Raw genomic sequence first — 14537 nt, forward strand, 5'->3', positions numbered from 1 at the left:
TGGCGCACGCTCAGGCGCGTTGCTGTATCGCGCCGCGCTCTTGTCGCATGACTGCCGCGTCCCTTATGATCCAGACATCAGATATCTGATGATTAACTCATAGGAGAGTCGATGCCCATCAGTTTCGAACGGTTGCTGGCCGGCCAGCCGCCGACCGCCCAAACCCCAGCGCAAGAAGTTCGCGACGCGGCAGGCGATGCGTCCCGGGTTTTCGTCGTCCTCGACGATGATCCGACCGGCACACAGTCTGTCGCCGACCTGCCGGTGCTCACCGACTGGACTCCCGAGTCCATGGAGTGGGCGCTCACTCAGGATCGTCCGGCCGTTTACGTAATGACGAACTCGCGCAGCCTCGATCCGGACGACGCCGCCCAGCGCAACCGAGAGGTCGCTGCCGCGGCTTTCGAAGCCTCCGATCGCACCCGAATCCGGGTTGACTTCGTGTCACGCTCGGACTCCACCTTGCGCGGGCATTTCCCGCTCGAGCCCCAAGTGCTCGCCGGCTGCATCGCCGACCACGACGGCACCCGCGTCGACGGCATCGTGATCGTACCGGCATTCGGCGATGCCGGGCGTATCACGGTCGACGGGATTCACTACGCGGGCAGCATGGCCGACGGTTTCACCCCGGTCGGCGAGACCGAGTTCGCCCGCGACGCCACCTTCGGTTACCGCAGTTCCCGGTTGGCCGACTGGGTCGAAGAGAAGAGCGGCGGCGAGCTGGCTGCGTCATCGGTGATCGAGATTCCGCTGGCCGAGTTGCGCACCGATCTACCGGCGGTCGTGGACCGGTTGAAGCGGGCCAGTGCCGAACAACCGATCGTCCCCGACATCGTGGACGAGAACGACCTTCGTCGGTTGTCGCTTGCCTTGCAGGAGGCCGAAGACGCGGGCAAGCGTTTCATCTACCGGGTCGGGCCGCCCTTCGTCCGGGCTCGCATCGGCCAGGATGTCCATCCGCCCCTCGAACGTGACGATCTGGAGAAGATCCGGCAAGGCGGGCTCGCCGAGGACGCGGTCGGAGGGCTCATCGTCGTCGGCTCGCACGTCCAGCAGACCACCAGGCAATTGGACGCGCTGCGTGCCCGGCGTCGGCCGTTCGAGGTGGAGATCGACGTGCCGGTCGTGCTGACGGCCGGCCGCGACGAGCACCTGGACGCCATAGTCGAGCAGGTCGTCGCGGGGCTCGCCGAGGGGAATGTCGTCGTCCGGACGTCACGGACGCTTGTCACCGGTCAGGACGCAGCGGATTCGCTGGCCATTGCCCGAGCGGTCTCGGACGCAGTTGTCGAGATCGTCCAGCGCACGATCGCCGAGTATCCGCCGCGGTTCGTGATCGCCAAGGGTGGCATCACCTCCAGCGATGTCGCAGCGCGCGGCCTCGGCATGGCCAAGGCATTCGTCCGAGGCCCCATGCTGCCGGGCATCGTGTCGTTGTGGGAGCCGGTCGAGGGCCCCGCCCGCGGCATCCCCTACATCGTCTTCGCCGGAAACGTCGGCGACGAAGAATCGCTAGCCGAAGTCACCGACAAGCTCTCCCGCTAGGCCTTCCGCTTCCGCGCGCAGCCGGGGGCCCGGCCGGGCAACATCATTCTCGTCGTTGTTTCCTGCGCACGAAATCGGAAGCCGCGCCAGGTATATCGGGCGCGCGGGCGGATTTCGGGCGCGGCAATTCGGCCTGCAGCCATATCCACATCAACAAAACACCTCAATGGTGGACGCCAGATGGCGATCCCATCGCAATCGATCACAGGAGATCAACCATGCCAACCGAAAACACACGTACCGTCGCCGTCCTCGGGCTGGGGGCCATGGGCTTGCCGATGGCAACCTGGCTCCGCTCGCAGGGGTACCCGGTGCGGGCCTTCGATATCGCCGAGGCTCGAATCGAGCTCGCCAGAAAGGCCGGAGTCGCGACCTTCGGGTCCGGTGCCGAGGCCGTTAAGAACGCCGATCTGGTGCTGGTCGCGGTGCGCAACCAGCCGCAGCTGGAGAACCTGCTCTGGGGCGAGACCGGGGTCGCGGCCGAACTCAATAAGGGCGCGGCGATCGTCGTGACCTCGACGGTCGGTATCCAGGCCGTGCAAGCTGTGGCGGCGAAGCTGGCCGCGGACGGCCTCGAACTCATCGACGCCCCGGTTTCCGGCGGCCCGGTCCGCGCCGGCAAGGGCGATCTGCTGATGACGGTCGGCGCGACCGAGCAGGGCTGGACGCTGGCCGAGCCGGTGATGACGACACTCGCGTCCAACCTGGTGCGCATCGGCAACGAACCGGGCGACGGCCAGAAGATGAAGACGGTCAACCAGCTGCTCTGCGGCGTCCATATCGCGGTCGCCGGTGAGGCGCTGGCGCTCGCCGGAAAACTCGGCCTCGACAAGGCGAAAGCCCTTGATGCGCTGATGTCGGGGGCGGCGGCCTCGTTCATGCTGGGCGACCGCGGGCAGCGGATGCTGCAGGCGTACGACGAAGATGGCGCCGAGGTCAAGAGCCGGCTCGACATCTTCGTGAAGGACATGGGTATCGTCGCCGACGCCTGCCGTTCGGCGCATCTGGCTGCACCGGTCGCGGCGGCCGCCGGGCAGCTTTACCTGTTGGGTGAGGCCCAGGGCAAGGCAGCCCAGGACGACTCGTCGGTGATCACCGTGGTTGCTCCCGAGGAGGCATGAGATGAGTGGCTGCAAGACCAGACATGGACACCGCTTCCGTCGGCGGATGATGGCGCCGGAGCGACGTTCGCGCGCATTCCTGATTCTCGAGGCCGGAGATTCCCCTGCGTGGGAGGTGAACCGGTGAGTCAGGCATACCTTCTCGGGCTGGCGGTGGTGGCGATCGCCGTGCTGCTCGTCCTCGTCATCGTGCTCAAACTGTCGGCATTCGTGGCGATGCTGCTGGTATCGATCGGCACCGCGCTCGCCGGCGGGCTGGCGCTCGATCAGGTCATCAGCACGCTGACCGATGGCATGGCCAAGACCCTCGGATCGGTCGCCATCATCGTCGGGCTAGGGGCGATGATGGGCAAGATGATCGAAGAATCCGGAGGCGCCGAACGGCTGGCCGCCGCCTTCACCGGCAAACTCGGCGTCAAACGGGTCATCATGGCCGTCACCGCGGCAGCCTTCATCTTGGGCATACCGGTCTTCTTCGATGTCGGCTTCATCATTCTCGCCCCGATCATCTTCGGCTTTGCCAAGGTGGCTGGCATCAATCCGCTGAAGATCGGCCTGCCGGTCGGCGTCGCGCTGCTGGCCGTGCACGTATCGGTGCCGCCACATCCCGGCCCGGTCGCGATCGCCGCCACTTTGGACGCAGATCTCGGCATGATGACGATCATCGGCATCGTCTGTGGCATCCCGATGGCCGTCGTCGGCTACCTCGTATCGAAGCGGATGAAACTCGACAAGATCAAGATCGGTGCCTCGCCGGCGGCCTCGGCCATGCGTGGCAGCGTCGAAGAGATCACTGCGCGTCCGGGCCCTGGTGCCGGTACCGTGCTGACGATCATTCTCATTCCGCTCGCCATGATCATGGTCGGGACGACCGGTGCACTGTTCGTCGAGGACGGCTCGCTGGCCAAGCGGGCGCTGTCGTTGGGCGGCGCGCCGATCACCGCGCTTCTGGTCGGCGTGGCCCTGGCCTACTTGTTGATCGGATCGAAAGAGAGGTGGAATCTGTCCAAACGCAGCTCGGTGCTTGATTCGGCGCTCGACACGGTCGCCATCATCATCTTCGTGACCGGAGCGGGCGGTGTCTTCGCCAACGTTCTCGTCGAGACCGGTGTCGGTGCCGCGCTGTCAGACCTGCTGGTCGGGCTCGGCATGCCGGTGCTGCTGATGGGCTATGTGATCGCATTGGCGCTGCGTGCTGCGCAGGGATCTGCGACCGTTGCTCTGCTGACCACGGCCGGATTGATGGTTTCGGCGGTGCAGGGTGGCGGCTTCAGCCAGATTCAGATCGTGCTGATCGCGCTGGCGATCGGGTTCGGCGGCTTCGGCCTGTCGCACATCAACGATTCCGGTTTCTGGATCGTCACCAAGTATCTCGGTCTGAGCGTGGCCGACGGCCTCAAGACCTGGACGCTGCTCACCGCGATCTGCAGCCTCGTCGGTTTCGGTGCGGTCTGCCTCATCTGGTTGGTCGTCTGAATGGGCGCTGTTGCTGGCGTTGTGAATCCGGCTTCCGTTATAGCTTCTCGCTCGTGTTACAGCGGGAGCAAAGTACATAGTGCGAGCCGGATCGGGACGAGCATCCATAGTGAGAGCCAAATGGAGACCCGGGGTACATAGCGGGAGCCGGGGCTAGGAACCTGTATCCATGCATCGTTCTCCTCGCGCCCGTTCTGGAGCTTGCTTCCGCTAGGTGACGAGAGCAGAACCCATAGTGGAGAGCAGGGTCAGCGCGCGGCCATAATAGGTAGCAGGACCGGGACCAAGGAGGCGAGATGCCAGAGCTACCTCAGGTCGAGGCACTGCGCGGCTGGTTGGACGCCCAGCTCGCGGGGCACGCCATCGCGGGCGTCCAACTGACCGACTTCTCCGCGCTCAAGACCTATCAACCTCCGCTGGCCGCGCTCATCGGCCTGGAGATCAATGGTGTCGGCAGGCACGGCAAGATGATCGACATCGACGCCCAGGGCGAGCATCTGATCGTCCACTTCTCGCGAGCCGGCTGGCTGAAATGGAAACCGGAGCAACCTGCCGCTCCGGCGCGTCCGGGCAAGGGACCGCTCAGCTTCCGGTTGACCCTGGACGATGGGTCCGGCTTCGATCTCACCGAGGCCGGAACCCAGCGCAAGCTCGCGATCTGGGTTGCGGATGACCCTGCTTCCATCGAGCAGATTGCCTCACTCGGCCCCGACCCCCTGTCGTCCGAGTTCACCTTCGGGGTCTTCGATCAGATCATGGACGACGCGGGCAGGTCGCAGATCAAGGGAGTGCTGCGCGACCAGCACCGGATCGCCGGAATCGGCAATGCGTACAGCGACGAGATCTTGTATGCGGCGAAACTGAGCCCATTCATGCCGGCGTCCAACCTCGATGGGCAAGGCCGCCGGATGCTGTACGACCAGATCAATGCGGTGCTCGCCGAGGCACTCGACCGTTGCCAGGGTTTACCGCCCGACAAGCTGAAAGACGATAAACGACAGGCGATGAAAGTACATGGACGCGCCGGCGAGCGCTGCGAGATCTGTGGCTCGACGATCGCCCAGGTCAACTTCGCCGACTCGTCGCTGCAGTACTGCCCCGGCTGCCAGACCGGGGGCAAAGTCCTCGCAGACCGCAGGATGAGCAAACTGTTGCGGTAAGCGAGCCGACGCCGGTTCCCCAGCAAACTCGATTACCTCGGTAACTGAGCGCACGTCGTCCGACCATTCCGTACAGCATTAATAAGACGCACCGGCGGGCATCTGCCTGCCCACTTCTGGTGCGAGCTCTCCTCTCCCAAGGTGCGGTGGGAAGAACCATTACCGGCCGACAGGAGTGATACCGGATCACCGGGCGTGGACCGCTCTACGGCGTTCAAGCAGCCCGGGTTATTCTGATCGGCATGCGTGGATTCTTCGGGCCGGAGGGCACCTTCACCCATCAAGCTTTGCTGACTTTGGGAGACGCCCCGGCTCTCGCATTTCCGACCGTCGCCCGGGCTTTGGACGCGGTACGTGCCGGCGATGTCAGTGCGTCGCTCGTCCCGATCGAGAATTCGGTCGAGGGGGGAGTCAGCGCGACCCTCGACTATCTCGCGCGGATCGAGTCGCCGCTGCAGATCGTCAAAGAGGTGGTCATTCCCGTCTCCTTCGACCTGTGCGTGCGCCCCGGCACCCAGTTCAGCGACATCAAACGGGTGATCAGCCACCCGCACGCCATTGCCCAGGTCAGAGGCTGGTTGGACGCCCAGCTGCCCAGCGCGGTCGTGGTGGAACGAGGCTCGACAGCCGGTGCGGCCGAGACCGTCGCCAACCCGGATTCCGGTTTCGACGCGGCCGTCTGCGCGAAGGTCGCCGGCGAGCTGTACGGGCTGGAGAGCCTGGCGTCCAATATCAGCGACAATGATCGCGCGGCGACTCGGTTCGTCCTGGTGACCACGCCCGGCCCGAGCCCGGAGCGCACCGGGTACGACAAGACCACGTTGGTGGCCTACATGCGCCAGGATCAGCCGGGCGCCCTCCTCGAGATCTTGCAGCAACTTGCCTCGCGCGGTGTCAACCTGTGCCGGGTCGAGTCGCGTCCGACCAAGAAGACGCTGGGCGACTACTGTTTCTCGATCGATGCCGAGGGTCATGTTTCGGACGCTCGGATGGCCGAGGCTCTGATGGGTCTGCACCGGGTCTGTAAGCAGGTGGTCTTCTTGGGCAGCTATCCCAGAGCCGACGGCAAAGAACCGAAGGTGCCGGTCGGCGGCCAGGACTTCGACTACCAAGAGGCTCTGGATTGGCTGCGGGAGGTCAACCCTGAGATCCCGCGGCTGCCCTATGACCACTCGCTCGACGGGGTAAAGGTGCCCGTCAACGGCCGGTAGCCCGTCAACGGCCGGTAGCTAGGTCCGAGATGTTAAACGCTGGCCTCGGCCACCGTCAGACAACTGTCCCGATGGCCGCCAGACGACGGATATCGTGATTGATTTTGCGTCTGTACGCATCAAAATCAATCACAATAAGTGCCTGCGGCCGTTCAGGCCGGTGGTGAACTGCTCCCGCCCTGCCTAGCGGCCGGTGACGATCTGCAGCGCACCCGGCAGCACGCTGAACTCGAAATGCCGGCCGACCCCTTCGGTGTCGCCGTCCACTTCCCAAGGCGCCTCCGATTCGAGATCGATGACAAAACGCAGGCCCCCGTGGTATTCGACGGCTTTGCTGCGTCGTAGTTTGTGCAGCACGGTGGCCAGAACTCTGGCCCAGCCCGCCAGGGTGCGCGGCGAGGCGAGTAGCAGATCGATCTTGCCGTCATCGACGACTGCGTCCGGGAAGAGTTCGATGCCGCCCTGCAGGCTGCGGGTGTTGCCGACCAAAACCAGCACCGCCTTGCGCCCGGCCTTCGGGCCGTCGTCCACCCGGTAATTCACCTGGCGAGGACGATAACCCAGCTGCTGGGCGAATGCGACGAGGTAGGCAGCCGACCCCACGACCTTCTTGAGCCGGGCGTCCGTGTCACGCATCAGCGCGGCGTCGAATCCGACACCCGCCATGCCGGTGAAGAACACCGGATTGGCCTCATCGCCATCGACCACGAGCTGCGCCAGATCGATCTCGCGGGGCTCGCCGGTGAAGGCGATGTCGAGCGCGCGGGGAATGTCGAGTGAGATACCGAGATTGCGGGCGAGCAGATTGGCCGTACCAACCGGAACGATCGCGCTTGCCACACCGGTATTGCGCAGGGCTGTGGTGACCACCCGGACGGTACCGTCGCCGCCTGCCGCCAGTACGAGTTCGGCTCCTTCGGCGACAGCCCGGCGAGTCGCGCCCTGACCGGCGTCGGCGAGCGTGGTCGCATAGAACACCGGTTCCGGCCAACCATGTTCCCACGCCTTGGCGTTGACCAGCGCCCGGAAAGCCCGCTCGTCCACCTTGATCGGGTTATAGACGACGGCCGCGCGGCGCCCCGGGACAGGGGCTGGTTCAACGCTGGTCGTCATTCTCGGCTTTCTACTGGGTGAATGGAGATCACGCAGATGAAGACAGTGGCTTTCCGCTCGACTTCGTGATTACAGACTATCGAAGGAGCCCGCTTTGCCCGCGCATCCTTCGTCACGTGGCCGAAAGCGCCGACGATCTCTGGTCGGTGTGGTGCTTGAGTGCTGCCGGTACCGACCGGACACGGCTCAGCCCTCTGTTGGGTCAGCGTCCGTCCCTGGCTCGGTCGCGGTCAGCGTCCATGGACGATTTCGCTAGGCTTGGTTTCATGATCGACCCTAAGGTGCTGCGCACCGATCCTGACCGTCTTCGCCGTTCTCAGCAGGCTCGCGGTGAGTCCGTTGAACTGGTGGACACCGCTATCGAAGCCGATGAGGCGCGTCGCGCTGCGATCAGCTCGTTCGAGTCCGCCCGTGCCGAACAGAAGTCGCTGGGGTCGCAGGTCGCCAAGGCCACCGGGGACGAGAAGGCCGCCCTGCTGGCGCGCACCAAGGAACTGTCGGGCCAGGTCAAGATGTTGCAGCTTCAGGTGGACGCCGCCGAGGCCCGGTTTGACGAGGTCATGAAGAGCTTTGGAAACATCGTCATCGACGGCGTGCCCACCGGCGGCGAGGACGACCTCTACGTCATCGACACCGTCGGTACCCCCCGCGACTTCGAGGCCGAGGGCATCAAAGTCCGCGATCATCTGGAGATCGGTGAGATCATCGGCGGCATCGACATGGAGCGTGGCGCCAAGGTGTCGGGTTCGAGGTTCTATTTCCTCACCGGGCCGGGTGCGTTGCTCGAATTCGCGCTGATCCAGTACGCGCTGAGCAAGGCGTTGGAGTGGGGATTCACCCCGATGATTCCGCCGGCCCTGGTGAAGCCGTCGGCGATGGACGGCACCGGTTTCCTCGGCCAAGCTGCCGAGGATGTCTACAAGCTGGAGCGCGACGACATGTACTTGGTGGGTACCGCCGAGGTGCCGCTGGCGGCCTACCACTCCAACGAGATCTTGGACGGCGGGAAGCTGCCGATTCGCTATGCGGGCTTCAGCCCCGCCTATCGCCGCGAGGCCGGCTCCTACGGCAAGGACACCCGCGGCATCTTCCGGGTGCACTGGTTCGACAAGTTCGAGATGTTCGTCTACTGCCGCCCCGAGGACGCCGAAGCCGAGCATCAAAGGCTGCTCGGCTACGAGAAAGAGTTCATCTCGTCGCTGGGTATTCCCTTCGAGGTACTGGACGTCGCCTCCGGTGATCTCGGGCTGAGCGCCGCCCGCAAGTACGACTGCTATGGCTGGGTGCCGAGCCAGCAGCGCTACCGCGAGATCACTTCCACCTCGAATTGCACCGAGTTTCAGGCCCGCAGGTTGGGCATCCGGTTCCGCGACGAGAAGGGTCCGAAGCCGCTCGCCACCTTGAACGGCACGCTGTGCGCGATGGCCCGGATGATCCTGATGATCCTGGAGAACTACCAGAACGCCGACGGCTCGGTGACCATCCCCGAGGCGCTTCGTCCGTATCTGGGTGGACGCGAGGTTTTCGAGGCGATCAGCTAGTTCGCAGAGATCGGGGCGCTGCTGGATACCGACGATCCAGCGACGGAATGAATGTGGCGTGGCATCCGATGCGTTAGCAGAGTTCAGAGGTTGCTCGGCTTGCGGCTTTCGATGGCGCTAGGCCCCGCCTGATCGCTCCCGCCCAATTGCGGATGCTCCTCACGTTGCACCGGCAACGTGACGACCGAATCAAAGAGGACGAAGGCTAGATCAGGGGCTCTGTCCGGACTACATGCCGCACCGCAAATCGTCCTCGGGACGAGTGGGCACTAGGGTTGGCCGCGCGCGTGAGGTTCAGCGGTGCGCGAACAGGTGACCTCAACGATCTCGCCGATCCAGGCAATCGGGCTAGATGTTATTCCTTGTCAAACCACAATCTATCGGAGGACTGAAAAGTCAAGAGGGGGTCGCTGTTCACTTCGAGAATAGCTAAGGCTATCCTGATCTAGCTTTATAAATCGAGGATCAGAGATACACGACGTGAACACTGCAGTCACACAGTCTTGGCCGGCATTCCCCGTACCCCGGGTCCAGGGATGCGCGTCTGCCGCGCGACGCTCGCCGGCGGGCTCGCGCTGGGTCCGTGCGCTGTTGCTGATCTTCTGCCTCGGCGCGATCTTTCCCCTGATGATGAGTGCGCCCGCCCAGGCCGACGAAAAGGACTGGACCAGCGTCGGCGAGCAGATGATCGCCGTCATCGAGCAGATCCCCGATCAGTATGCGAACGCCGACCAAGAAGGCGTCGAGCAATCGATTCGGCAGGCCTATTACGAGATCTATCAGGTCTCCGGCCTTGAAGCTCAGATCAACCACCGTCTCGGTGACGAGCGCGCCGATGCGTTCGTCACCCAGCTGCTATCCATCCGCGACCTGACGCGCGATGCCGCCGCCCAGGCAGACGTCGATCAGGCAGTTGCCGACACCGCCCAGCTACTGCGCGACGACATCACCGAGCTGATCGCCACCCCCGAGCTCAACGACCAATGGACGCGCGTCGGCGAGCGCGTCGTCGCCAAGCTCGATGAGGCCAAGCAGGCCTACCAGTCGGGCGACCATGATGCCGCGGCCAATGCCGCCAAGGACGCCTATCTCGCCCACTACGAGGCAGATGGCCTGGAGAAGGCGACCATCTCGTACCTCGGCCAAGCCAGGGTTTCAGAGCTCGAGTCCATGTTCGGTCAGCTACGCCAATCCGCCAAGGATGGCTCGGTATCGGTCGACGAATACAACCAGAAGGCCGACGACCTGGCGTCCAAGATCACCGAGGACGCCACCAAACTCGACCAGCTCACCTCGACGGCCGAACTCGGCTGGAGCGGCTTCGTCGCGTCCTTCCTGGTGTTGTTGCGCGAGGGCGCCGAAGCGTTGCTGGTGGTCGCCGCCGTGATGACCTACGCGATGAAAGCCGGACGCAAAGATCAGCGCTTCGGCATCATCGTCGGTGTCGTCGCCGCGCTCGCGGTCTCCATCGCTCTCGCCTTTTTGTTCAGCAAGCTGACCAGTTCTGCCGCGACCGGCCAGGGCCAAGAACTACTCGAAGGCATCACCGGCGTGCTGGCCGTTGCAATGCTGATCTGGGTATCGAACTGGATCTTGTCGAAGTCCAGCGGCAAGAAGTGGGACGAATACATCGCGCGCACCGCAGGAAAGGGCACGGCCACCGGCGGCGTCTTCGCGCTGGCTTCGGTAGCGTTCCTCGCCGTGCTGCGTGAGGGCGCCGAGACCATCCTCTTCTTCAGCCCGATCATGGCCGGCGCGAAGACCGGCGCGGACCACGCCAAGATCTGGATGGGCGTCGGCGCAGCCGTGGTGCTGCTGGCGGTCTTGTTCACTCTGGTTTGGGTGTTCGGCGTTCGGCTACCGATGAAGCAGTTCTTCAAGTGGACGTCGATCCTGCTGGGCATCCTGGCCGTCACCATCGCCGGTGGCGCGGTCAAGGAATTCCAGGACGCGGCACTCGTCTCCGCGCACGGACTCGACGGCGTCCCGCAGGTCACCGTACTCGGGCTGTATCCGACAGTGGAAACCCTCCTCACCCAGCTCATCATCATCGCCATCTTGGTGACTCTTGGCGTCCTCCAATACCGGAAAGCCAAGTCAGAAAGGCAGCAGGCCGTGACCAACGCCGCCCCTGCCCAAGCAGAAAAATGAAAGGAAACAGAAGGTGACCAAAAAGCCTCTTGCCCTGATCGCTGCGATCGGCCTGGCCCTCTCGCTGGCCGCATGCGGCAGCGGATCCGAGACCGCCGAATCGACCAGCGACTCCACAGCCACCACCGAAGCCGGTGCCACGGCCGAGGAGACCAAGGACACCGTCGGCATCAACGAACTGCCCGTCGGCGACTCCGGCCCGCAGACCAATGACGCCCTGACCGTCGACCTCGTCTACTTCCAGGCAGTCGATCTGGAGCACGGCTCGATGGCGATGCCCGCCGCCTCCGAATCGGATATGCACTTCGAAATCGACGTGGCCACCAATGAGAAGGCCACCGAGTGGGGCTACGAGGCCGACCAGTTCTTGCCCTACCTGCAGATCGACGTGGTCGCACACAACACCGACACCGATGAAGACATCGATCTGGGCACCATGATGCCGATGATCGCCTCCGACGGCCCGCACTACGGCAACAACATCTCGCTGGAGCCCGGCAACTACAACGTGACCGTGACCGTTCCGTCTCCGGCCGATGACTTCATGCTGCACACCGGCAAGGACTCCTCGGGTGTCTCCGGACGCTTCTGGACCGACCCGCTCACCTTCGAGTTCGAGAACTGGCAATGGGACGGCCAGCTCATCTGATCTGATCGAGCGCCAGATCATGTTGCAACTATTCGTCTCATCGGTTCAAAGTGCGCTACCGCTATGCCTGGCCATCGCCATCTTGCTGGCGAGCAGGGCGCATTCGCCCAGGGAACGCCGCACACTCGCGCGTATCACCTGGGCGGTTGCGCTCGTCGGGCTCGCGAGCGCGGCAGCCATCGCCTGGCTGCGGCTCAACTCGACGAAGATCGATGTGCCGACCTTCAACTCCATCGCCGGGCCGATCACCTTCGCAGCGGTCGTCGTCTTCCTGATCGCGGTCTGGATCTTCGGGGATCGCGACCTACACGACATCACTCAGACCAGCAAGCACCGCTTCCTCACCGTGACAGCGCTGGCCGCTCTGTTGGCCACCACGGTCTTCTACGGCTTCACGTACTTCTTCAATGTCAACGCGGTCACTCCCATGGGCTCCACCATCACCGAGACCGAGAGCCTGCTCAGGCTCGCCGGATACGCGCTGGGCACACTGCTGGTGATCATCGCCTCCTGGGGCTATGTGGTCTCGGCCGCCCGGGTGCCCTGGTTCGTGCGCACAGCCATCACCTCGGTTGTTTTCCTCGCGATGATCGGGCCGCGGATGGTGCTGCTCTACCAGCAATTCGCAACCCGCCGGATGGTGCCGAAATCCAGCCTGATCTTCGACTGGGTGCTGTGGATCCAGGCACACGAGGCCACCACTCAACTGTGGCTGGCCATCCTGATCGCGGTGCCCGGCATCGTCGCGCTGTGGACGCATCCTCGCGGCACGACCGCGAACCCTGCTCAGGCCAGACTGCGCAGGGCCGGCCAGATCTCGCGCCGCAAATTCCTCACCCTTTCGGTCGTCGGCTCGGCTGTCTTCGTGGCGACACTGACCGAGGGCAAACGCCGCGCCGACTACGTGCCCGAGCTGTCGCCCATCGAGAAATCCGTGGTCGAGGGAGACTACGTCACGGTCTCCCGCGAGCTGGTCAGCGATGGCCATCTGCACCGGTTCGCCTACCAGGCGTCCGATAGCACCGAGGTGCGCTTCATCGTTATCAAGAAGAATGAGACCGCCTTCGGGACGGGCTTGGATGCATGCGAAATCTGCGGTGATTCCGGCTATTACGAAGATAAGGGCAAGGTGATTTGTGCCCGGTGCGGTGTCATGATGAACATTTTGACCATCGGATTCGAAGGTGGTTGCAATCCCATTCCGATCGCTTACGAAGTGTCGGCCGACAAACTGAGTTTCTCGGTGGCCGAGCTCGAAAGCCACGCCTCGGTATTCAAGAAGTAGGCCCACATGTTCTTTTGGAGAATGATCGGACGAGCTCTTCGCCGGCAATTGAGTAAGCGCCTGATGATCGCGCTCACTATTCTGCTTGGTTCGTCGCTGACCACATCGATGTTCGCGGTCATGCTCGATGTCAGCGACAAGGTACAGGCCGAACTCGGCTCTTTCGGAGCGAATATCCAGGTTCTTCCGCAAGGGGCCTCGATCGTCTCGGATATGTACGATGTCGATACCTCTGCAAACGCCGGGGCATTGCGTGAAGACGAGCTGCCGAATCTCAAGACCATTTTCTGGGCGCACAACATCGAGGATTTCGCGCCCTTCCTGGACGTCGATGCCACCGCTGACGGTGCCGAGATTCCGGTCGTCGGCACCTGGTTTGACCAGACCATGACCACCCCGACAGGTGAAGAGGTCAACACCGGCATCGAGAATCTGCGGGACTGGTGGGAGGTCACCGGGTCGTGGCCTGAGCCGGGCAGCAGCGATCAGGTGATGGTCGGCAGCAGGCTCGCGTCCGAACACGGCTGGGCTCCTGGCGACCAGATCACCGTGTCAACCGAGGCCGGCGACACCGAGCTGACCGTCAGTGGGGTCTTCAGCTCCGGTTCGGACGAGGACAAGCAGCTTTTCGCGCCATTGGCGCTCGCCCAGCAGCTATCCGCTCGTCCGGGTGAGGTCGGACGCGTAGAGGTGCGCGCCATCACCACCCCCGACAACGAACTGGCCGAGCGTGCGGCCCGCGACCCATCGACCTTGTCGATCAACGATTGGGAGACCTGGTACTGCACCGCCTATGTGAGCTCGATCGCCTACCAGATCGAAGAGGCGATGAGCAACGCGGCGGCCAAGCCGGTGCGGCAGGTGGCCGACACCGAAGGCGTCATCTTGGGCAAGACCCAACTGATCATGTCGGTTGTCGCGATCTTCGCGATGGTTGCCGCCGCTTTGGGCATCGCGAATCTGGTCACGGCCTCGGTGATGGAGCGGTCGAAGGAAGTCGGTTTGATGAAAGCGCTCGGTGCCCGCAACAAATCGATCGTGCTGACAATCCTCACCGAGACGTTCATCGTGGCGTTGATCGGTGGGCTCGCCGGGTTCGGCGTGGGTATCGGATTGTCTCAACTGATCGGCCAACTGGTCTTCGGCTCGGCGATCACCATCCGGCCGATGGTTGCGCCGCTGATGGCACTGGTCATCTTGGCGACCGTGGTGATCGGATGCCTGCCCTCAATGAGATATCTGCTGAAGCTGCAGCCCGCCCAGGTGCTGCACGGGAGGTGATCGG

At 63.7% G+C, this 14537-nt stretch carries 11 protein-coding genes; 10 read left to right on the plus strand and 1 reads right to left on the minus strand.

Annotated elements, in window-relative coordinates; all coding sequences use genetic code 11:
• Positions 1–111: 111 nt before the first annotated feature.
• The 5 genes from QQ658_RS14610 (at position 112) to pheA (ending at position 6513) form a co-directional block, all read left to right on the plus strand.
• Positions 112–1545, plus strand: coding sequence for a four-carbon acid sugar kinase family protein (locus tag QQ658_RS14610; RefSeq protein WP_286025567.1), 1434 nt, complete (start codon positions 112–114; stop codon positions 1543–1545).
• A gap of 218 nt (positions 1546–1763) precedes the next feature.
• Positions 1764–2666 (plus strand): NAD(P)-dependent oxidoreductase, encoded by a 903-nt coding sequence (locus tag QQ658_RS14615; RefSeq protein ID WP_286025568.1) that lies wholly within the window; start codon positions 1764–1766, stop codon positions 2664–2666.
• 123 nt (positions 2667–2789) lie between these two features.
• The gene (locus tag QQ658_RS14620; RefSeq protein ID WP_286025569.1) at positions 2790–4142 is read left to right on the plus strand and encodes a GntP family transporter; all 1353 of its coding nucleotides are present in this window, start codon (positions 2790–2792) and stop codon (positions 4140–4142) included.
• Between the two features lie 296 nt (positions 4143–4438).
• On the plus strand, positions 4439–5302 hold the full coding sequence (locus QQ658_RS14625; protein ID WP_286025570.1) for a DNA-formamidopyrimidine glycosylase family protein: 864 nt from the start codon (positions 4439–4441) through the stop codon (positions 5300–5302).
• A gap of 242 nt (positions 5303–5544) precedes the next feature.
• Positions 5545–6513: a prephenate dehydratase gene (gene pheA / locus QQ658_RS14630; protein WP_286025571.1), complete on the plus strand. Its 969-nt coding sequence runs from the start codon at positions 5545–5547 to the stop codon at positions 6511–6513.
• Between the two features lie 183 nt (positions 6514–6696).
• Here the strand turns inward: pheA and QQ658_RS14635 are convergent, their stop codons facing one another.
• Positions 6697–7626: a diacylglycerol/lipid kinase family protein gene (locus tag QQ658_RS14635; RefSeq protein ID WP_286025572.1), complete on the minus strand. Its 930-nt coding sequence runs from the start codon at positions 7624–7626 to the stop codon at positions 6697–6699.
• A 266-nt stretch (positions 7627–7892) separates the two neighbouring features.
• Here QQ658_RS14635 and serS point away from each other — a divergent pair, with 266 nt between their 5' ends.
• The 5 genes from serS to QQ658_RS14660 all read left to right on the plus strand — a co-directional run bounded on the left by serS (position 7893) and on the right by QQ658_RS14660 (position 14533).
• Positions 7893–9167 (plus strand): serine--tRNA ligase, encoded by a 1275-nt coding sequence (gene serS / locus QQ658_RS14640; RefSeq protein ID WP_286025573.1) that lies wholly within the window; start codon positions 7893–7895, stop codon positions 9165–9167.
• Between the two features lie 627 nt (positions 9168–9794).
• Positions 9795–11318, plus strand: coding sequence for an FTR1 family iron permease (locus QQ658_RS14645; protein WP_286025574.1), 1524 nt, complete (start codon positions 9795–9797; stop codon positions 11316–11318).
• Positions 11319–11331: 13 nt separating this feature from the next.
• Entirely contained in the window at positions 11332–11967 is a 636-nt protein-coding gene (locus QQ658_RS14650; protein ID WP_286025575.1) for an iron transporter, read from the plus strand.
• 19 nt (positions 11968–11986) lie between these two features.
• Positions 11987–13252 carry a DUF2318 domain-containing protein gene (locus QQ658_RS14655; protein ID WP_286025576.1) on the plus strand — a complete coding sequence of 422 codons (1266 nt, stop codon included), beginning with the start codon at positions 11987–11989 and terminating at the stop codon, positions 13250–13252.
• 63 nt (positions 13253–13315) lie between these two features.
• A complete protein-coding gene (locus QQ658_RS14660; RefSeq protein WP_286025577.1) occupies positions 13316–14533 on the plus strand; it encodes an ABC transporter permease in 1218 nt (405 codons plus the stop codon).
• The last annotated feature ends 4 nt before the right edge of the window (positions 14534–14537 follow it).

Source organism: Propionimicrobium sp. PCR01-08-3, from assembly GCF_030286045.1.
Classification (GTDB): Bacteria; Actinomycetota; Actinomycetes; order Propionibacteriales; family Propionibacteriaceae; genus Brooklawnia.

Coding starts and splice junctions, on each gene's coding strand:
- QQ658_RS14655 (WP_286025576.1), top strand. CDS start 11,987: ATGTTGCAACTATTCGTCTCATCGGTTCAAAGTGCGCTACCGCTATGC.
- QQ658_RS14660 (WP_286025577.1), top strand. CDS start 13,316: ATGATCGCGCTCACTATTCTGCTTGGTTCGTCGCTGACCACATCGATG.
- serS (WP_286025573.1), top strand. CDS start 7,893: ATGATCGACCCTAAGGTGCTGCGCACCGATCCTGACCGTCTTCGCCGT.
- pheA (WP_286025571.1), top strand. CDS start 5,545: ATGCGTGGATTCTTCGGGCCGGAGGGCACCTTCACCCATCAAGCTTTG.
- QQ658_RS14645 (WP_286025574.1), top strand. CDS start 9,795: ATGATGAGTGCGCCCGCCCAGGCCGACGAAAAGGACTGGACCAGCGTC.
- QQ658_RS14625 (WP_286025570.1), top strand. CDS start 4,439: ATGCCAGAGCTACCTCAGGTCGAGGCACTGCGCGGCTGGTTGGACGCC.
- QQ658_RS14635 (WP_286025572.1), bottom strand. CDS start 7,626: ATGACGACCAGCGTTGAACCAGCCCCTGTCCCGGGGCGCCGCGCGGCC.
- QQ658_RS14615 (WP_286025568.1), top strand. CDS start 1,764: ATGCCAACCGAAAACACACGTACCGTCGCCGTCCTCGGGCTGGGGGCC.
- QQ658_RS14610 (WP_286025567.1), top strand. CDS start 112: ATGCCCATCAGTTTCGAACGGTTGCTGGCCGGCCAGCCGCCGACCGCC.